Source organism: Pseudomonas sp. KH_050, from assembly GCF_057838875.1.
In genome coordinates this window covers 5,965,008-5,984,773 of the sequence record NZ_CM174478.1, presented here as the reverse complement: position 1 = coordinate 5,984,773, position 19,766 = coordinate 5,965,008, and the positions used below count along the sequence as shown (strand labels likewise).

Genomic DNA, 19,766 nt, shown 5'->3' with positions numbered 1-19,766 from the left:
CGCAGCCTGCGTTCGGCTGCGCAGCAGTCGTAAAACCTGCAATCGTGTTTCTTCCGGCAGAACACCTCAGCCGTATTGCGACTGCTTCGCAGTCGAACGCAGGCTGCGCCAGCTGCTACAAGCAAGCTCCAGGGCACAAACAAAAACGGCTGCGGCTCAATGACTGCCTACTACCCGCGCCATACCTTCGGCAGGTTCTGCGTACACCGGCCCCAAGCGATCGAGGCGACCACTCAAGGAGGTCAATGCCAGGGCGACCAGCACCACCAGGCCGCCGATCCATGCGGTATGAATCAGCCCCATGTGGGTGACGATCAGGCCGCCACCCCAGGCACCACCGGCAATGCCGAGGTTGAAGGCGGCGATATTGAGGCCGGAAGCCACGTCCACCGCATTCGGCGTGTGGTGTTCGGCCTGACGCACTACATAGACCTGCAGACCCGGTACGTTGCCGAAGGCCACCGCGCCCCAGACCAACACAGTGGCCAGTGCCAGCCAAGGGTTGCCGGCGGTGAAGGTCAATACGAAGAGCACGGCGGCGAGCAGGGCGAAGACTATTTTCAGGGCACTGATCGGGCCGCGTTTGTCGGCCAGTTTACCGCCCCAGATGTTACCGATAGCCACCGAGATCCCGTAGACCAGCAGCACCAGGCTGACAGTGCCAGCGCTAAAGCCGGAGATGTCCTGCAGAATGGGTGCCAGGTAGGTAAAGGCGATGAACGAACCGCCATAGCCGATCGCGGTCATGGCGTACACCAGCAACAGTCGCGGTTGTTTCAGCACTTGCAGCTGCTGCAACAATGAAGCGGGTTTGCTGTGGGCGATGTTTTTCGGCACGTAGAGCAGGCTACCGATAAAGGCGATCAGACCCAGGGCCGAGACTGCGAGGAAGGTTTCCCGCCAGCCGAAGTGCTGACCAATGAACGTACCCAGCGGCACGCCAGTGACCAGGGCCACGGTCAGGCCGGTAAACATGATCGCAATCGCGCTGGCGGCTTTTTCCTTTGGCACCAGGCTGGTGGCGATGATCGAGCCGATAGAGAAGAACACCCCATGGGCGAGTCCGGTGACGATTCGCGCAATGACCAGCGATTCGTAGCTCGGCGCTTTCCAGGCCAGCAGGTTGCCGAGGGTGAACAACACCATCAGTGACAACAGCAAGAGTTTGCGCGGCACTTTACCGGTCAGCGCGGTGAGCACCGGTGCGCCTACGGCCACGCCCAGTGCGTAAAGGCTGACCAGCAGGCCGGCGGATGGCAGGTCGACCCCAAGGTCGGCGCCAATGGTGGGTAACAGACCAACGATGACGAACTCGGTCGTCCCGATGGCGAATGCGCTTAGGGTCAGCGCGAGCAAGGCAATGGGCATGGCTGCAACTCCAGTGATTTGAATCAGGAGCGCAGTGTCGATGTTCGACTCGTGCAGAAAAATAGCCTTATCGGCATAAGATATTTGACTGAAAGTCAAAGGTTTGCCCGTGGGCAAACCTTGCGGGGGGGCTTTGCAGCTCGGCCCCGTTGCGGATTTAGTGCGACATCACTTCGCGAATATCGGCCGCCAGTTCTCGCACCCGTGCCTCTTCGGTGTCCCACGAGCACATGAAGCGCGCGCCGCCATTGCCGATGAAAGTGTAGAAGCGCCAGCCCTTAGCCGTCAGGGCGGCGATGGCCGGTTCCGAGAGTTGCAGGAACACCCCGTTGGCTTCCACCGGAAACATCAATTCGACGCCAGGAATGTCCTCGACCAGACTGCTCAGCAGTTGTGCGCAGTGGTTGGCGTGATGCGCGTGTTTGAGCCAGGCATCGTGTTCCAGGATGCCGACCCAGGGCGCGGAGAGAAAGCGCATTTTCGACGCCAGCTGCCCGGCCTGTTTGCAGCGGTAGTCGAAGTCTTCGGCCAGTTTATGGTTGAAGAACAGAATCGCCTCACCCACCGCCATACCGTTTTTCGTCCCGCCGAAACACAGCACGTCGACCCCGGCCTTCCAGGTCAGGTCTGCCGGCGAGCAGTCGAGGAACGCACAGGCGTTGGAGAAACGCGCGCCGTCCATGTGCAGGTTCAGGCCCAGCTCCTTGCAGGTGGCGCTGATGGCGCGGATTTCTTCCGGGCGATAGACGCTGCCGACTTCGGTCGCCTGGGTCAGGGTCACTACGCGTGGTTTCGGGTAGTGGATGTCCTGGCGCTTGAGGGCGATCTCGCGGATCGATTCGGGGGTCAGCTTGCCGTTTTCAGTGCGGGCGGTCAGCAGCTTGGAACCGTTGGAGAAAAACTCCGGGGCGCCACATTCGTCGGTTTCGACGTGGGCGGTTTCCGAGCAGATCACGCTGTGGTAACTCTGGCACAACGAAGACAGTGCCAGGGAGTTGGCCGCGGTGCCGTTGAAGGCGAAGAACACTTCACAGTCGGTTTCAAACAGTTTGCGGAAATGATCGGCGGCGCGGGCGGTCCACTCATCGTCGCCATAAGCGCGTTGGTGGCCATGATTGGCCTGCTCCATGGCGGCCCAGGCTTCAGGGCAGATGCCGGAATAATTGTCGCTGGCGAATTGTTGGCTCTTGTCGGTCATGGCCGTCTTCCGTGGTTGAGAGCAGCGTGGTCGATGATGGTGCGCACTTTACCCAAGATTGGCGGGGTAGCACACGCCCAGTTTCCGTAGGAAAAATGCAAACTGCTTGAGGGATTATGCGCGACTCTTCCATGAAGCCTGCAACACCTGCCCGCGACGGTGCGCTGGATCTGCTCAAATGGCTGGCGCTGTTGAGCATGCTGCTCGATCACCTGCGATACGTCGCCTTGAGCCTCGATGTGCTGTATGTGCCCGGACGCCTGGCGTTTCCCTGGTTCTGCCTGGCGATCGCGTGCAATCTGGCCCGGACTGGCCGGCCGGGCGCCGATGGGCAATGGCGTTACCTGGGCTGGCTCCTGCTGTTTAGCGTAGTGAGCGAGATGCCTTATCGGCTGTTCATTCCCCACCCGGACACCCTTAACGTGCTGCCCAGCCTGATGCTGGGCTTGCTGGTTGCGCGAGGCTGGCTGCATCGAACGGCTCAGGCGCAGCTGCTGGCGATAGGGGCGCTGCTGTTGGCCGCGCTGTTCCCCGAGCGCTTGATGTTCGGTTTCTTCGGGGTCTTGCTGCCGCTGGCCACCCTGCTGGTGTTGCGACGGCCCTGGTATTTCAGCCTGTTGCCGGGGCTGGTGTGCCTGGCGGCCAATCAGTGGAAAACGCTATGGCCCGGCGTCGCTGATGGCAATAGCGTGGCGATTCTCGGTATCGCCGTTTGTCTGGTCGCACCGTTGATCGGCCTGCTGCTGTTGCGGCATATGGGCCATTGGGCGCCACCCCCGATGCGTCGTTGGGCGTATGCGCTGTATCCGGTGCATTTCCTCGCGCTGCTGGCTTTACGACAACTCATCGCCTGACACCTGCGTAGGAGCTGCCGCAGGCTGCGATCTTTTGACTTTGCTCTTAAAGGATCAAAAGATCTCAGCCTGCGGCAGCTCCTACAAAGTGCATGTCGTAAACGCACCTTTGCGTGGCGTCCATAGGCATTTGGCCTGTCTGCGCCGGCCATACCATCGCATCCAAAGGGCACTGCCTTAGGGCAGAGGCCTCACCGAGACGAATGGCGCACCGCCGCCGCTGGGAGAGACGCGATGTTCAGCAAGCAAGACCAAATCCAGGGTTATGACGATGCACTGTTGGCAGCGATGGATGCCGAGGAGCAACGTCAGGAAGATCACATCGAGCTGATCGCGTCGGAAAACTACACCAGCAAACGCGTCATGGAAGCGCAAGGTAGCGGCCTGACCAACAAATACGCCGAAGGCTATCCGGGCAAGCGCTACTACGGTGGTTGCGAGCACGTCGACAAGGTCGAGGCCCTGGCCATCGAGCGCGCCAAGCAGCTGTTCGGTGCCGACTACGCCAACGTCCAGCCGCACTCCGGCAGCCAGGCTAACGCCGCGGTGTTCCTCGCCCTGTTGCAGGCCGGCGACACCGTACTGGGCATGAGCCTGGCCCACGGTGGTCACCTGACCCACGGCGCCAAGGTCAGCTTCTCCGGCAAGCTTTATAACGCCGTGCAGTACGGCATCGACACCGTCACCGGGCTGATCGATTACGACGAAGTCGAGCGCATGGCGGTCGAGCACAAGCCGAAAATGATCATCGCCGGTTTCTCGGCCTACTCGAAAACCCTGGATTTCCCACGCTTCCGTCAGATCGCGGACAAAGTTGGCGCTTACCTGTTCGTCGACATGGCCCACGTCGCCGGTCTGGTGGCTGCCGGTCTGTACCCGAACCCGCTGCCGTATGCCGATGTGGTTACCACCACCACTCACAAAACCCTGCGTGGTCCACGTGGCGGGCTGATCCTGGCCAAGGCCAACGAAGAGCTGGAAAAGAAACTCAACGCTGCCGTATTCCCTGGTGGTCAGGGCGGCCCGCTGATGCACGTGATCGCCGCTAAAGCGGTGTGCTTCAAGGAAGCGCTGGAGCCTGGCTTCAAGGTTTATCAGCAGCAAGTGATCGACAACGCCCAAGCGATGGCCAGCGTATTTATCAAACGCGGCTACGATGTAGTGTCCGGCGGCACCGACAACCACCTGTTCCTGGTCAGCCTGATCCGTCAGGGCCTCACCGGTAAAGAAGCCGACGCCGCGTTGGGTCGTGCGCACATCACCGTGAACAAGAACGCCGTACCCAACGATCCGCAGTCGCCGTTCGTCACCTCGGGCCTGCGCATCGGCACCCCGGCGGTCACCACCCGCGGCTTCAAGGTCGCTCAGTGTGTCGAGCTGGCCGGCTGGATCTGCGACATTCTCGACAACCTCGGCGATGCCGATGTCGAGGCCGATGTGGCGAAGAATGTGGCAGCCCTGTGCGCGGACTTCCCGGTTTACCGCTGAGAGCAGTTTTGGAGTAAATGACTATGCAACGCTACTCGGGCTTCGGCCTCTTCAAGCACTCCCTCAGCCACCATGAAAACTGGCAGAAGATGTGGCGCACGCCGACCCCGAAAAAGGTCTATGACGTGGTCATTGTCGGCGGTGGCGGGCATGGTCTGGCGACCGCCTACTACCTGGCCAAGGAACACGGCATCACCAACGTGGCCGTGGTCGAAAAAGGCTGGCTGGGCGGCGGTAACACCGCGCGCAATACCACCATCGTTCGCTCCAACTACCTGTGGGACGAGTCGGCGCACCTGTACGAACACGCAATGAAACTGTGGGAAGGCCTGTCCCAGGATCTGAACTACAACGTGATGTTCTCTCAGCGTGGCGTCTACAACCTGTGCCACACCCTGCAGGACATTCGTGATTCCGAGCGTCGGGTCAGCGCCAACCGCCTCAACGGCGTGGACGGTGAATTGCTTGATGCCAAGCAAGTCGCTGATGAGATCCCGTACCTCGACTGCTCGAAAAACACTCGCTACCCGGTGATGGGCGCAACCGTCCAGCGTCGCGGCGGCGTGGCCCGTCACGATGCCGTGGCCTGGGGCTTTGCCCGTGCCGCCGATGCCTTGGGCGTGGACCTGATTCAACAGACCGAAGTGATCGGCTTCCGCAAGGAAAACGGCGTGTGCATCGGTGTGGAAACCAACAAAGGTTTCATCGGCGCCAAGCGCGTCGGCGTGGTCACGGCCGGTAACTCCGGGCACATGGCCAAACTCGCCGGCTTCCGTCTGCCGATCGAATCCCACCCGCTGCAAGCGCTGGTGTCCGAGCCGATCAAGCCGATTATCGACAGCGTGATCATGTCCAACGCCGTGCACGGTTACATCAGCCAGTCCGACAAGGGCGACCTGGTGATCGGCGCCGGTATCGACGGCTACAACGGCTACGGCCAGCGTGGTTCGTACCCGGTGATCGAGCACACCGTTCAGGCCATCGTCGAGATGTTCCCGGTGCTGTCGCGCGTACGCATGAACCGTCAGTGGGGCGGCATCGTCGACACCACTCCGGATGCTTGCCCGATCATCTCGAAAACCCCGGTTCCAAACATGTTCTTCAACTGCGGTTGGGGCACCGGTGGCTTCAAAGCGACACCTGGCTCGGGCAACGTGTTTGCCGCAAGCCTTGCCAAGGGTGAAATGCACCCGTTGGCCGCACCCTTCTCCATCGACCGCTTCCACAGCGGTGCGTTGATCGATGAACACGGCGCTGCAGCTGTCGCCCACTAACAGGAGAAATCCCTATGTTGCACATCTTCTGTCCTCACTGCGGCGAACTGCGCTCCGAAGAGGAATTCCATGCATCCGGCCAGGCGCACATCCCGCGCCCACTGGACCCGAACGCCTGCACCGACGAGGAGTGGGGCGACTACATGTTCTTCCGTGACAACCCACGCGGGTTGCACCACGAACTGTGGGATCACGTCGCCGGTTGCCGCCAGTACTTCAACGCTACCCGAGACACCGTGACCTACGAGATTCTCGAAACCTACAAGATCGGCGCCAAGCCGCAATTCACCGGCAAGACAGAGACGGCGAAAGTCGCCACTGGCCTGGGAGAGAAGGTATGAGCCAGATCAATCGTCTGTCCAACGGCGGCCGGATCGACCGCAACAAAGTCTTGAGCTTCACCTTCAACGGCCAGATCTACAAAGGCTTCGAAGGTGACACCCTGGCCGCAGCCTTGCTGGCCAACGGTGTCGACATCATCGGTCGCAGCTTCAAATACTCCCGCCCGCGCGGCATCTTCGCCGCCGGTGCCGAAGAGCCGAACGCGGTGCTGCAGATCGGCGCCACCGAAGCCACGCAAATCCCTAACGTGCGCGCGACTCAACAAGCGCTGTACCAGGGCCTGGTCGCCACCAGCACCAACGGCTGGCCGAGTGTCAACAACGACATGATGGGGATTCTCGGCAAGGTCGGTGGCAAGCTGATGCCGCCGGGCTTCTACTACAAAACCTTCATGTACCCGCAATCGTTCTGGATGACCTACGAGAAGTACATTCGCAAGGCCGCAGGTCTTGGTCGTTCGCCGACCGAGAACGATCCGGACACCTACGACTACATGAACCGTCACTGCGACGTGCTGATCGTCGGCGGCGGCCCTGCTGGCCTGGCGGCTGCTTTGGCGGCGGCACGCAGCGGTGCCCGGGTGATTCTGGCGGACGAACAGGAAGAGTTCGGCGGCAGCCTGCTCGACTCCCGCGAAAGCCTCGACGGCAAACCGGCCACCGAATGGGTCGCCAGCGTTATCGCTGAGCTCAAATCCCTGCCGGACGTGGTGCTGTTGCCGCGCGCCACGGTCAACGGCTACCACGACCATAACTTCCTGACCATTCACGAGCGCCTCACCGATCACCTCGGCGACCGCGCACCGATCGGTCAAGTCCGTCAGCGCATCCACCGGGTTCGCGCCAAGCGTGTGGTGCTGGCTACCGGCGCTCACGAGCGTCCACTGGTCTACGGCAACAATGACGTGCCGGGCAACATGCTCGCTGGCGCAGTCTCGACTTACGTCCGTCGTTACGGCGTGGCACCGGGCAAAAAACTCGTGCTCTCCACCAACAACGATCACGCCTACCGCGTGGCGCTGGACTGGCTCGACGCCAGCCTGCAAGTGGTGGCCATCGCCGACGCACGGAGCAATCCTCGCGGCGCGCTGGTAGAAGAAGCACGAGCCAAAGGCATCCGTATCCTGACTGGCAGCGCAGTGGTCGAAGCGCGCGGCACCAAGCACGTGACCGCAGCCCGGGTTGCCGCCATCGATGTCAAAGCCCACACCGTGACCAGTCCTGGCGAATGGCTGGACTGCGACCTGGTGGCCAGCTCCGGCGGCTACAGCCCGGTGGTTCACCTGGCTTCGCACCTGGGTGGCAAGCCGATCTGGCGTGAAGATATCCTCGGTTTCGTGCCGGGTGAAGCACCGCAGAAACGCGTGTGCGTCGGCGGCGTGAATGGCGTGTACAGCCTCGGCGACACCTTGGCTGACGGTTTTGAAGGGGGCGTGCGCGCTGCCAGCGAAGCCGGCTTCAAAACGGTCGAAGGTGTCTTGCCAAAAGCCCTGACCCGTCTGGAAGAGCCGACTCTGGCGCTGTTCCAGGTACCCCACGAAAAAGCCACCGCACGGGCGCCGAAGCAATTCGTCGACCTGCAGAACGACGTCACCGCCGCCGCCATCGAACTGGCAACCCGCGAAGGTTTCGAATCGGTCGAACACGTCAAACGCTACACCGCACTGGGCTTCGGTACCGACCAGGGCAAACTGGGCAACGTCAACGGCCTGGCCATCGCCGCCCGTTCCCTGAACGTGACCATCCCGCAGATGGGCACCACCATGTTCCGCCCGAACTACACGCCGGTAACCTTCGGCGCAGTAGCCGGTCGTCACTGTGGTCATATCTTCGAGCCGGTACGTTACACCGCCTTGCAAGCCTGGCATGTGAAGAACGGCGCCGAGTTCGAAGACGTCGGTCAGTGGAAGCGTCCATGGTACTTCCCGAAAAACGGTGAAGACCTGCACACCGCTGTCAAACGCGAATGCAAAGCCGTGCGCGACAGCGTCGGCCTGCTCGATGCATCGACCCTGGGCAAGATCGATATCCAGGGCCCGGATGCGCGTGAGTTCCTCAACCGCATCTACACCAACGCCTGGACCAAGCTCGATGTGGGCAAGGCCCGTTATGGCCTGATGTGCAAAGAAGACGGAATGGTCTTCGACGACGGCGTAACGGCCTGCCTGGCGGACAACCACTTCGTGATGACCACCACTACCGGCGGCGCTGCGCGCGTGCTGCAATGGCTGGAAATCTATCAACAGACCGAATGGCCAGACCTCAAGGTGTACTTCACCTCGGTCACCGACCACTGGGCGACTATGACCCTGTCCGGGCCGAACAGCCGCAAGCTGCTCAGCGAAGTCACCGACATTGACCTGGACAGGGACGGCTTCCCGTTCATGACCTGGAAAGAAGGCCTGGTCGGCGGTGTGCCGGCACGGGTGTTCCGGATTTCGTTTACCGGTGAACTGTCGTACGAAGTCAACGTGCAGGCCGACTACGCCATGGGCGTGCTCGAGAAAATCGTCGAAGCCGGCAAAAAGTACAACCTGACTCCGTACGGCACCGAAACCATGCACGTACTGCGGGCTGAGAAGGGCTTCATCATCGTCGGCCAGGACACCGACAGCTCGATGACCCCGGACGACCTGAACATGGGCTGGTGCGTTGGCCGCACCAAACCGTTCTCGTGGATCGGCTGGCGCGGCATGAACCGTGAAGACTGCGTGCGTGATCAACGCAAACAGTTGGTTGGCCTGAAACCGATCGACTCGACCAAATGGCTGCCAGAAGGCGCGCAGCTTGTGCTGAATGCGAAGCAAGCGATCCCGATGACCATGGTCGGTCACGTCACCTCGAGCTACTTGCACAACTCCTTGGGCTATTCGTTTGCCATGGGCGTGGTGAAGGGCGGCTTGAAGCGTATCGGTGAGCGCGTGTTCGCACCGCTGGCCGACGGCAGCGTGATCGAGGCGGAAATCGTTTCTTCGGTGTTCTTCGATCCGAAGGGTGATCGCCAGAATATTTAATGGCCTCGGGTCCTGTGGGGCGTCGCGAGCAAGCTCGCTCCCACAGGAGATCGCGTAACCCTTGTGGGAGCGGGCTTGCTCGCGAAGGCGGCACAGCCACCACAAGGGCCGGAACCAACAGAATTCAAGACAGGTGCTTTATGACCGCAGCCAATGTTTACCAACAACGCCCAACCACCGGGGCCAAGGCCGAGTCGTCGTTGCATCACGCCGACCTCGCCAGCCTGGTGGGCAAGGGCCGCAAAAACGCCGGCGTGACCGTGCGTGAGAAGAAGCTCCTCGGTCATCTGACTATTCGTGGCGACGGCCATGACCCTGCGTTCGCCGCCGGCGTGCACAAGGCGCTGGGCCTGGAACTGCCTGTGGCCCTGACCGTCGTCGCCAAGGGCCAAACCAGCCTGCAATGGATGGGGCCGGATGAATGGCTGCTGATCGTGCCGACTGGCGAAGAATTCGCTGCCGAGAAAAAACTGCGTGAAGCGCTGGGTAGCCTGCACATCTCCATCGTCAACGTCAGCGGCGGCCAACAGCTTCTCGAACTGAGCGGCCCGAAAGTCCGCGAAGTGCTGATGAAGTCCACCAGCTACGACGTACACCCCAACAACTTCCCGGTGGGCAAAGCCGTCGGCACCGTGTTCGCCAAGTCGCAACTGGTGATCCGCCACACCGCCGAAGACACCTGGGAACTGCTGATCCGCCGCAGTTTCTCCGATTACTGGTGGCTGTGGTTGCAGGATGCTTCGGCTGAGTATGGGTTGAGCGTTCAGGCCTGACCTGTGGCGAGGGAGCTTGCTCCCGCTGGGCTGCGCAGCAGCCCCAAAGCCATTTATAGCGTTCCGCCAGTGAGACCGCATCTGTAGGTTTACGACTGCTACGCAGCCGAGCGGGAGCAAGCTCCCTCGCCACAAGGAGTCACCGCACTATGAGCCGCGCCCCAGATACATGGATTTTGACTGCTGATTGCCCAAGCGTATTGGGCACCGTGGATGCGGTGACCCGTTTTCTGTTCGAACAGGGTTGCTACGTCACCGAGCACCATTCCTTCGATGATCGGCTTTCCGGCCGCTTCTTCATTCGCGTGGAATTCCGTCAACCCGACGGCTTTGACGAACAGGCATTCCGCGCCGGTCTGGCCGAGCGGACCGATGCTTTCGGCATGATCTTCGAGCTGACACCGCCGCACCACCGGCCAAAAGTGGTGATCATGGTCTCCAAGGCCGATCACTGCCTCAACGACTTGCTCTACCGCCAGCGCATCGGCCAATTGTCCATGGACGTGGTCGCGGTGGTCTCTAACCACCCGGACCTCAAGCCGCTTGCAGATTGGCATCAGATTCCCTACTACCATTTCCCGCTGGACCCGAACGACAAGCCATCGCAAGAGCGTCAGGTCTGGCAAGTCATCGAAGAGTCCGGCGCCGAACTGGTGGTCCTGGCGCGCTACATGCAAGTGCTGTCGCCGGAGCTGTGCCGCAAGCTCGACGGCAAGGCGATCAACATCCACCACTCCCTGCTGCCCGGTTTCAAAGGCGCCAAGCCCTACCACCAGGCCTACAACAAGGGCGTGAAACTGGTCGGCGCCACCGCGCACTACATCAACAACGACCTGGATGAAGGTCCGATTATCGCCCAGGGCGTGGAGGCCGTGGACCACAGTCATTACCCCGAAGATCTGATCGCCAAAGGGCGGGATATCGAAGGGCTGACGTTGGCGCGGGCGGTTGGATATCACATTGAGCGAAGGGTATTCCTCAACGCCAATCGCACGGTCGTTCTTTAGATCGCTATCGCAAGCAGGCCCTCCCAAACAACACAAAAACACACAGGCAATAACCCGAGCATTCAACGCGCTGCCGCTCCATGGCAACGCGACCGCTACATAAAAACAACAGCGAGGTGAAAGCATGTCTGGAAATCGTGGTGTCGTGTATCTCGGCAATGGCCAGGTCGAAGTACAGAAAATCGACTATCCCAAAATGCAGGACCCGCGCGGCAGGAAGATCGAACACGGTGTCATCCTGCGCGTAGTTTCCACCAACATCTGTGGCTCCGATCAGCACATGGTGCGCGGTCGCACCACTGCCCAGACCGGTCTGGTGCTGGGCCACGAGATCACCGGTGAAGTGATCGAGAAGGGTAGCGACGTCGAGAACCTGAAAATCGGTGACCTGGTGTCGGTGCCGTTCAACGTTGCGTGCGGGCGCTGCCGTTCCTGCAAAGAGATGCACACCGGTGTCTGCCTGAGCGTCAACCCGGCGCGTCCGGGCGGTGCTTACGGTTATGTCGACATGGGCGACTGGACCGGTGGCCAGGCCGAATACGCGATGGTGCCGTATGCCGACTTCAACCTGCTGAAACTCCCGGATCGCGACAAGGCCATGGAGAAAATCCGTGACCTGACCTGCCTCTCCGACATCCTGCCCACCGGTTACCACGGTGCAGTGACTGCGGGCGTTGGTCCAGGCAGCACCGTATACATCGCTGGCGCCGGCCCGGTCGGCCTGGCTGCTGCCGCGTCCGCTCGCCTGCTGGGCGCCGCGGTGGTAATCATCGGTGACGTCAACCCGATCCGCCTGGCTCATGCCAAGGCCCAGGGCTTTGAAATCGCCGACCTGTCGACAGACACTCCACTGCACGAACAAATCGCCGCGCTGTTGGGCGAACCGGAAGTGGATTGCGCTGTTGACGCCGTAGGCTTCGAAGCTCGCGGTCACGGCCATGCCGGCGTGAAGCACGAGGCTCCGGCCACCGTACTCAACTCGCTGATGGGCGTGGTTCGCGTAGCCGGCAAAATCGGCATCCCTGGCCTCTACGTCACCGAAGATCCGGGAGCAGTCGACGCTGCCGCGAAAATGGGCAGCCTGAGCATCCGCTTCGGTCTGGGCTGGGCGAAATCCCACAGCTTCCACACCGGCCAGACCCCAGTCATGAAGTACAACCGCCAACTGATGCAGGCCATCATGTGGGACCGCATTCATATTGCCGACATCGTCGGTGTCGAAGTCATCAGCCTCGACGACGCGCCACGCGGTTATGGCGAGTTCGATGCCGGTGTGCCGAAGAAGTTTGTGATTGATCCGCATAAGTTGTTTAGTGCGGCGTAAGGCTTCACGCAAAACAGAACGGCGACCTTAGGGTCGCCGTTTTTCATGGGCAGTGCTCAGGATCGTTCAACAACGCATTTGTTGCTTATTTGGCATCGCGGACGGGTGTCAGTGAAGAGTAATCATATGCACATTTCTGTTGGGTGTCTGATTCGCACCTTTGTACTTGCCTGGCTTTCCTGTAAGCAATTGGAGGGTTCTTCCCAGCGACTGTCCAACCTGTATCCGGAGCTGGCTTCCAGTCTTTGAATGAATACAGCGTCAGCCTTGCGAATGCGTTCCACTCTTCCCCTTCATAATCACAGGAGACTACGAAGCTATTACCTTCCGAACTGATGTCTCGATACAACGCACCTGTGAATTTGAAAGTCTTTAGATCGCCCTCCTTGGCATAGGGGTTTGAGCCAACCCATACACGTTTTTCCGGTCCAGGCGCGCTGTACAAATAACCACCTTCGCTCTCATCCTCGAGTTGCTTTATATCGGCGACTTCAGGGCAGGTTGTTGTTGCTGCATAGACGTTACTCACCCCCGTGATGGCCATGGCGGTGAATACGCTGGCAATAATGCTCATCCGCATTATGTGTACTCCGTTACGTAATTTGAGTATCCATGCTCGCGGTTATGCCTGGACATGCCTACTGTCAAATCTGACAGTTATTTATGCCAATTCGGAAAGGTTTTCCATGCTTATAAAATCAGAAAATGTTTCAGATCCAGAGTCGAGGAGCATGGATAGCTCGGTTCTTACTGGGTAGGTGAATATATTTTTGACTTTCTCTTCTGCTTCTTTGAACGTATTGGCTTCTACTTCGCCATATTGAGTGTTGTGCAGGTCGTCTTGCGCATAGGCGGTGTAATCATAGATAGTCATTGTTATGTCCTTATATTGATCAAGCAAAAAAACTGGAAAACGTCACTCTGAGGGGGCACGAAGCCTTTCGATAAAGTTATAAGTTTCGGATGGTGTTCCGTCTACTGTCATAAATTACAGGTTGCATTATTACGTCAGGGGTTTCGGATAGACGGTTGTCTGTCGCAAAAATAGTTGGGAGCGAGGTTTTCCAGCAATTGGGTCACGGCGAGGATACGGTAGGTGGCGGTGTCGTGCAGAACCTCGAGTGGGGCTTGGGTGTCGATGAGTAGCGAGTGGAAGTCGTTGTCGATTCCGGTGATGGGCTTGCCCCTCGCCACCTACGGCCCGGATTGGCGGCAGCGAGGGTCAGCGGCTCGACTTGCAGGTAGTCGTCATGGGCCTTGATCCGCAACGCAGGTTGTTTGGTGGCACTGAGCAGGGTTGCGCTGTAACGGGCGTCGTCGCGGTTGTAGATGATGCCTTTTTCATCCTTGAGCACGATGTTGTGCGGGCCGTTCATCATGACCCACAGCTTGCCGCCGCCGGCCTTGATGCGCTTGCTCAGCTCCGTCATGTCGAGCTTACCGGGCACTACGTGGTAGGTGAGGATGTGGGGCAGGGTGGTTTTGTTTTGCGGTTTGAGCAGGGCGTCGACAGTGCCGGCGGGCAGGGCGGCGAACGCCGAGTTGACCGGTGCGAACACGGTGAACGGGCCTTTGAGGGGGGCGACCAGCCCGGCGGCTTTCACGGCGGCGACCAGGGTGGTGTGGTCGGCGGAGTTGAAAGCGTTATCGATGATGTCTTTGCTCTGCATCATGCTCTGGCCGCCGACGATCACGCTGTCGCGGCTCCAGTCCGCGGCTTGTGCGCCGGTCCTCGCCAAGGCGCTGGAAAGGGCCAGGGTCAGCAGGCTGGCGATCAATGGGGCTTTAATCGAAATGCGTTTCATGGTGATGATCCTCGTGGAGGGAAAATCGGCCAGGAGTGTCTGTCCGTGCTTGATATACGCAGGGGGTCGAATACTGGATGCAGTGCGCGGGAAATATTTTTCTGCTAGCTGAGGCAGCGCACTGGACACTGGGAACAAACCTCATTGCGGCTAGTCCAACTGACTGTTTTGCGCCACTCATTGCGCAGTGGTATTCATGGCCCAAGAGGTTGTCTCGATGAAGATTTCACGCGGTTTTGCACTGGCTTCGCTTATGACCCTGGCGGCAAGCCCGGCCTTCGCGGCTTTCAACCTGGGTGATGTGGCCAATGCAGTTTCCGGCGCACAAGGCAATAACAGCGGTGACGCGATTGTGGAGGCTGCCCCGAAAGCGGCCGGGTTGCTCAATACACTGGGGTCGCAGCTCGACATCACCCCAGAGCAGGCGATCGGCGGTGCCGGTGCCATGCTTGGGTTGGCGAAGAATCAGCTGAGCTCCACCGACTATTCGCAGCTGAGTAAAAGCGTGCCGGGTCTCGATCAGATTTCGGGCAATGGCGCGCTGGGCGCTTTGGGTGCCTTAGGCGGCTTGGGTGGGTTGCTCGGCAAGTCCGGTGAGTCGTCGGCGCTGGACGGTTTGTTGGGCAACGTCAAAGACACCAACGACCTGAACAACACCTTCAGCGCCCTGGGCATGGACAGCGGCATGATCGGCCTGTTTGCTCCGGTGATTCTGCAGTACCTCGGTCAGCAGGGCGTTGGCAGCTCGCTGCTGCAAAGCCTGGGCGGCATCTGGGGCACTGGCATCGGTAGCTGATTCAACGGCGCTCGGCGCGCAAGGCGTCGTAAACCTGCTTAAAGCGATCTACCTGATAAATCGCGGTTACAGATCTTGGGCCCGCTACGCGCCCCAGCGGGAGCAAGCTCCCTCGCCACGGGGTTTGTGCCGGGCTCGGGTTATCTTTCCAACTTACCCGGTTTTTTGCGGTCTAGAATTCAGCGTTATTGCCCCATCCCCACAAGGAACCCTCCCACGTGAAATCCGTCCTTGCACTGTTATCCCTCCTGGCCCTGCCAGTCATGGCCGCCGAGCCGACCCTTTACGGGCGCTACGAATACATTCAATTGCCGGAAATCGGCGGTGAAACCCTCAAGGCCAAAATGGACACCGGCGCGCTGACCGCCTCGCTGTCGGCCAAGGACATCGAAACCTTTACCCGTGATGGTGAAGACTGGGTGCGTTTCCGCCTGGCCACCAAAGGCGCGAGCAACAAGGTCTACGAGCATAAGGTCGCGCGCATCAGCAAAATCAAAACCCGTTCTGAAGAAGACGAGGATGACGACGAAACGATCGCACCCACCAAACGCCCGGTGGTCGATCTGGAGCTGTGCCTGGGCAACGTCAAGCGCACCGTCGAGGTCAACCTGACTGACCGCAGCAGCTTCAACTACCCGCTGCTGATCGGCGCCAAAGCCTTGCGTGAGTTTGGTGCCGCCGTGAATCCGGCGCGGCGTTTCACCGCCGATAAACCTGACTGCTGATTGACGGCGAATCCGGCATCCGGCACCTTTCGCCAACGAAATCTCTGTGCTCGGATGCCATGCCCCATATCCTGATTGTCGAAGACGAAGCCGCGATTGCCGATACCCTGATATTCGCCTTGCAGGGCGAGGGCTTTACCACCTCCTGGCTGGGCCTTGGGCAAGCGGCGCTTGAGCATCAGCGCAGCCACCCGGCCGACTTGATCATTCTCGACATCGGCCTGCCGGATATCAGCGGCTTTGAAACCTGCAAGCAGTTGCGGCGTTTCAGCGAAGTCCCGGTCATGTTCCTCAGCGCCCGCGACGGTGAGATCGACCGGGTGGTGGGGCTGGAAATTGGTGCGGACGATTATGTCGTCAAGCCATTCAGCCCTCGCGAGGTCGCGGCACGGGTACGGGCGATTCTCAAGCGTGTCCTGCCGCTAGCCACCACTGCTGTGGCCGCCGGGGTGTTTCAGGTAGACCGCGAGCGCGTGCAGATCAGCTATCGCAGCCAACTGCTGAGTCTGACCCGTCATGAATTCCGTCTGTTGCAATGCTTGCTGGAGCAACCCGAACGGGTCTTCAGCCGGGAGCAGTTGCTGGATGCGCTGGGTGTCGCCGCCGATGCCGGTTATGAGCGCAGCATCGACAGCCATATCAAAAGCCTGCGCGCGAAATTGCGCCTGGTAGTGGCCGACGCCGAGCCGATCCAGACCCATCGCGGTCTCGGTTATAGCTACCGCCCGGGGCACAGCTGATGCCGCTGGGGATCCGGATTTTTCTGGTGTATGTGCTGTTTATCAGCTTCACCGGTTATTTTGTGCTCAGCACGGTGATGCAAGAAATTCGCCCTGGCGTGCGCCAGTCCACCGAAGAAACCCTGGTGGATACCGCCAACCTGATGGCCGAGGTCCTGCGCGATGACGTCAAGTCCGGGACGCCTGCCCAAAGCCGCTGGCCGGAATTGCTCAAGGCCTACGGCGAACGGCAGCCGGCGGCGACCATCTGGGGCTTGCCAAAGAATCAGGTCAATCACCGAATCTATGTCACCGACGCCAAGGGCATCGTTTTGCTGGACTCCAGCGGCGTGGCAGTGGGAGAGGATTATTCGCGCTGGAACGACGTGTACCTGACCCTGCGCGGCGAGTACGGCGCCCGTTCGACCCGTAGCGACCCTGCCGATCCAGACTCATCGGTGATGCATGTCGGCGCGCCGATCCGCGACGGCGGCCAGATCATCGGCGTGGTCACCGTGGCCAAGCCCAACAGCTCGTTGCAGCCCTACGTCGACCGCACCGAGCGGCGCCTGTTGTGGTACGGCGCGGGATTGATTGGCCTCGGTTTGCTGTTCGGCGCCGTGCTGTCGTGGTGGCTCAGCGCAGCGCTGCGGCGCCTGACTGCCTATGCCCAGGCCGTCAGCGAGAGCCGCCGTGCCGAGGTGCCGCATTATCGCGGCGGCGAACTGCAGCAATTGGCCACAGCGGTCGAGCACATGCGCACCCAGCTTGAAGGCAAGGCTTACGTCGAACGTTATGTCCACACGCTGACCCATGAGCTGAAGAGCCCGCTGGCGGCGATTCGCGGCGCCGCCGAATTGCTGCAGGACGAAATGCCGCTGGCGCAACGGCAGCGTTTCGTCAGCAACATCGATAGCGAAAGTGCACGCATGCAGCATTTGATCGAACGACTGTTGAACCTCGCACTGGTTGAGCAGCGCCAGGGTCTGGAGGAGCGAGTCGCCGTACCGTTGGTGCCGTTGCTGGAGGAGTTGCTGAGCGCCCGGAGCGCGCGGATCGAGCGTAAGCATATTCAGGTAGAGCAACAGGTAGCGTCGAAATTGAGCCTGTTGGGCGAGCCATTTCTGTTACGTCAGGCGCTGGGTAATTTGCTGGAGAATGCACTGGATTTCACACCGTCCCATGGCGTCTTGAGGTTCACGGCCGAGCAGGTGGGTGAACAGGTCGAACTCAAACTGTTCAACCAGGCCGACCCGATTCCCGATTACGCCTTGTCGCGCTTGAACGAGCGCTTCTACTCCTTGCCGCGCCCGGACAGCGGGCGCAAAAGCACCGGGTTGGGGCTGAACTTCGTGGAAGAAGTGCTGCAGTTGCACGATGGCGAGTTGCACATCGGCAATGTACCGGGCGGGGTCGAGGTGACATTGCGTCTGCCCTGATACTGCACAGGCTAACGGTTCACAGATCTCCACACACTCTCCACATTCCCCGCATAAAACCCCCACACAGTCAGCACAGACTCTCCCCATCCAGACAGGGAGAGACCCATGAACCGCAGCCTGACTTTAAAACTGGGGGCGATTGCCCTTTTGATTTTGCTGTTGCTGATTCCGCTACTGATGATCGACGGGATCATCAATGACCGTCAGCAACTGCGCGACGCGGTCCTCGAAGACATCGCCCGCAGCTCCAGCGACAGCCAGCAACTGAGCGGGCCGATCATGGTGGTGCCGTATCGCAAGGTGGTACGCACCTGGAAGACCAATGAGAAAACCAGCAAGCGCTACCAGGAAATCGGCGAAGAACGCGGTCGGCTGTATTTCCTGCCGGAGCGTTTTGAGCTCGACGGCAAGGTTCAGACCGAATTGCGGGCGCGGGGGATTTATCAGGCGCGGCTGTTCCATGCCGACAACCGCATCAACGGCCATTTCGCAATTCCCGAGCAGTTGGGGATCAAGGAAGATTTTGCCGACTATCAGTTCGACCAGGCATTTCTAGCGGTCGGTATCAGCGATATTCGAGGGATCGAGAATGCCCTGAAGCTGGAACTCAATGGCCAGGACCTGGACTTTGTTCCGGGCACACAAGTGAGCTGGCTGGGCGAGGGTGTGCATGTGCCGTTGCCGGCGCGGGACGCCAGGCAGGCCACGGAACTGGCGTTCGCCTTCGACCTGAGCCTGCAAGGTACCGGCCAGTTGCAGATCACGCCGGTCGGCAAAACCAGCAAGGTACAGTTGACGGCCAACTGGCCTCATCCGAGTTTTATCGGCAACTACCTCCCCGTGCAGCGTGAGGTGACCGAAGAGGGATTCTCGGCCCATTGGCAAACCAGCTTTTTCTCGACCAATCTCGAAGAGGCGATGAGCAATTGCCTGTCCACCAACCGTTGTGATGAGTTCAATAGCCGCCGCTTCGGTGTGAGCTTCATCGATCCGGTGGATCAGTACCTGAAAAGCGACCGGGCGATCAAATACGCGCTGCTGTTCATTGCCCTGACCTTCGCCGGGTTCTTCCTGTTCGAAGTGCTCAAGCGCCTGGCGGTGCATCCGATCCAGTACGCCTTGGTGGGTGTGGCACTGGCGTTCTTCTATCTGTTGCTGTTGTCGCTGTCCGAGCACATCGGCTTTGCCTTGGCGTACCTGTTGTCAGCCGGTGCCTGCGTAGTGTTGATCGGTTTTTATGTCAGCCATGTGCTGCGCAGCCTGGGTCACGGCTTGAGTTTCGCGGCCGGGTTGGCAGCCTTGTATGGCGTGCTCTATGGGCTATTGAGTGCCGAGGATTACGCGCTGTTGATGGGGTCGTTGCTGCTGTTCGGTTTGCTCGGAGTCTTCATGGTGCTGACCCGCAAGCTGGACTGGTATGGGATCGGACAAAAAGCGCCCAATCCGCTGGAGTTCGAGTTGGGAGCGGTGGAATGAGCCGCTCGTTGGGGTTGCGTGAGGATCAGCTGGTTGGAGCGATGTTGGCGACGCGGATCGCCGGGTTGTTTCCCTTGAAGTCGAAAGATCGCAGCCTGCGCCAGCTCCTTGGGGATTGTGTGACCCACCACATTGCGGGTGTACCCGGTCGGCGTAGGAGCT

18 protein-coding genes are annotated in these 19,766 nt (G+C 60.0%); 13 read left to right on the top strand and 5 right to left on the bottom strand.

The genetic code is table 11. The features are described 5' to 3' along the window. Positions 1–156 precede the first annotated feature (156 nt). Both AC3IUA_RS27525 and AC3IUA_RS27520 read right to left on the bottom strand, forming a co-directional pair. Positions 157–1,368 carry an MFS transporter gene (locus tag AC3IUA_RS27525; protein WP_489357956.1) on the bottom strand — a complete coding sequence of 404 codons (1,212 nt, stop codon included), beginning with the start codon at positions 1,366–1,368 and terminating at the stop codon, positions 157–159. Between the two features lie 157 nt (positions 1,369–1,525). Next, positions 1,526–2,566, bottom strand: coding sequence for a threonine aldolase family protein (locus AC3IUA_RS27520; protein WP_489357955.1), 1,041 nt, complete (start codon positions 2,564–2,566; stop codon positions 1,526–1,528). 116 nt (positions 2,567–2,682) lie between these two features. On the opposite strand from AC3IUA_RS27520, the gene AC3IUA_RS27515 reads away from it, so the two are divergent. The 8 genes from AC3IUA_RS27515 to fdhA all read left to right on the top strand — a co-directional run bounded on the left by AC3IUA_RS27515 (position 2,683) and on the right by fdhA (position 12,641). Beyond that, a complete protein-coding gene (locus AC3IUA_RS27515; protein ID WP_489357954.1) occupies positions 2,683–3,420 on the top strand; it encodes a TraX family protein in 738 nt (245 codons plus the stop codon). A 234-nt stretch (positions 3,421–3,654) separates the two neighbouring features. Continuing rightward, entirely contained in the window at positions 3,655–4,908 is a 1,254-nt protein-coding gene (gene glyA, locus AC3IUA_RS27510) for a serine hydroxymethyltransferase (protein WP_489357953.1), read from the top strand. Positions 4,909–4,931: 23 nt separating this feature from the next. After that, positions 4,932–6,182: a sarcosine oxidase subunit beta gene (locus AC3IUA_RS27505; protein ID WP_489362507.1), complete on the top strand. Its 1,251-nt coding sequence runs from the start codon at positions 4,932–4,934 to the stop codon at positions 6,180–6,182. A 14-nt stretch (positions 6,183–6,196) separates the two neighbouring features. After that, on the top strand, positions 6,197–6,523 hold the full coding sequence (locus tag AC3IUA_RS27500) for a sarcosine oxidase subunit delta (protein ID WP_489357952.1): 327 nt from the start codon (positions 6,197–6,199) through the stop codon (positions 6,521–6,523). Continuing rightward, the gene (locus AC3IUA_RS27495; protein ID WP_489357951.1) at positions 6,520–9,537 is read left to right on the top strand and encodes a sarcosine oxidase subunit alpha; all 3,018 of its coding nucleotides are present in this window, start codon (positions 6,520–6,522) and stop codon (positions 9,535–9,537) included. Before AC3IUA_RS27500 ends, AC3IUA_RS27495 begins: the two co-directional genes overlap by 4 nt. 140 nt (positions 9,538–9,677) lie before the next feature. Beyond that, a complete protein-coding gene (locus AC3IUA_RS27490; protein WP_489357950.1) occupies positions 9,678–10,310 on the top strand; it encodes a sarcosine oxidase subunit gamma in 633 nt (210 codons plus the stop codon). 149 nt (positions 10,311–10,459) lie between these two features. Next, positions 10,460–11,317: a formyltetrahydrofolate deformylase gene (gene purU / locus AC3IUA_RS27485; RefSeq protein WP_419119901.1), complete on the top strand. Its 858-nt coding sequence runs from the start codon at positions 10,460–10,462 to the stop codon at positions 11,315–11,317. 124 nt (positions 11,318–11,441) lie between these two features. Further along, a complete protein-coding gene (fdhA, locus tag AC3IUA_RS27480) occupies positions 11,442–12,641 on the top strand; it encodes a formaldehyde dehydrogenase, glutathione-independent (RefSeq protein ID WP_489357949.1) in 1,200 nt (399 codons plus the stop codon). 85 nt (positions 12,642–12,726) lie between these two features. On the opposite strand, the gene AC3IUA_RS27475 is transcribed toward fdhA, so the two are convergent. From AC3IUA_RS27475 to AC3IUA_RS27465, 3 genes are all read right to left on the bottom strand, one after another. Then, positions 12,727–13,215, bottom strand: a complete 489-nt coding sequence (locus AC3IUA_RS27475; RefSeq protein WP_489357948.1) for a DUF3757 domain-containing protein — start codon at positions 13,213–13,215, stop codon at positions 12,727–12,729. An 87-nt stretch (positions 13,216–13,302) separates the two neighbouring features. After that, entirely contained in the window at positions 13,303–13,515 is a 213-nt protein-coding gene (locus tag AC3IUA_RS27470) for a hypothetical protein (protein WP_489357947.1), read from the bottom strand. A 202-nt stretch (positions 13,516–13,717) separates the two neighbouring features. Then, positions 13,718–14,446, bottom strand: coding sequence for a fasciclin domain-containing protein (locus AC3IUA_RS27465; RefSeq protein WP_489357946.1), 729 nt, complete (start codon positions 14,444–14,446; stop codon positions 13,718–13,720). A gap of 217 nt (positions 14,447–14,663) precedes the next feature. On the opposite strand from AC3IUA_RS27465, the gene AC3IUA_RS27460 reads away from it, so the two are divergent. The 5 genes from AC3IUA_RS27460 to creD all read left to right on the top strand — a co-directional run bounded on the left by AC3IUA_RS27460 (position 14,664) and on the right by creD (position 19,604). Beyond that, complete coding sequence (locus tag AC3IUA_RS27460; protein ID WP_489357945.1) at positions 14,664–15,242, top strand: DUF2780 domain-containing protein; 579 nt, start codon at positions 14,664–14,666, stop codon at positions 15,240–15,242. A 218-nt stretch (positions 15,243–15,460) separates the two neighbouring features. Further along, complete coding sequence (rloA2, locus tag AC3IUA_RS27455; RefSeq protein WP_489357944.1) at positions 15,461–15,967, top strand: retropepsin-like aspartic peptidase RloA2; 507 nt, start codon at positions 15,461–15,463, stop codon at positions 15,965–15,967. A 59-nt stretch (positions 15,968–16,026) separates the two neighbouring features. Next, on the top strand, positions 16,027–16,707 hold the full coding sequence (creB, locus tag AC3IUA_RS27450; RefSeq protein ID WP_489357943.1) for a two-component system response regulator CreB: 681 nt from the start codon (positions 16,027–16,029) through the stop codon (positions 16,705–16,707). Beyond that, complete coding sequence (gene creC / locus AC3IUA_RS27445; protein ID WP_489357942.1) at positions 16,707–18,125, top strand: two-component system sensor histidine kinase CreC; 1,419 nt, start codon at positions 16,707–16,709, stop codon at positions 18,123–18,125. Before creB ends, creC begins: the two co-directional genes overlap by 1 nt. Positions 18,126–18,233: 108 nt before the next feature. Beyond that, positions 18,234–19,604: a cell envelope integrity protein CreD gene (gene creD / locus AC3IUA_RS27440; protein WP_489357941.1), complete on the top strand. Its 1,371-nt coding sequence runs from the start codon at positions 18,234–18,236 to the stop codon at positions 19,602–19,604. The last annotated feature ends 162 nt before the right edge of the window (positions 19,605–19,766 follow it).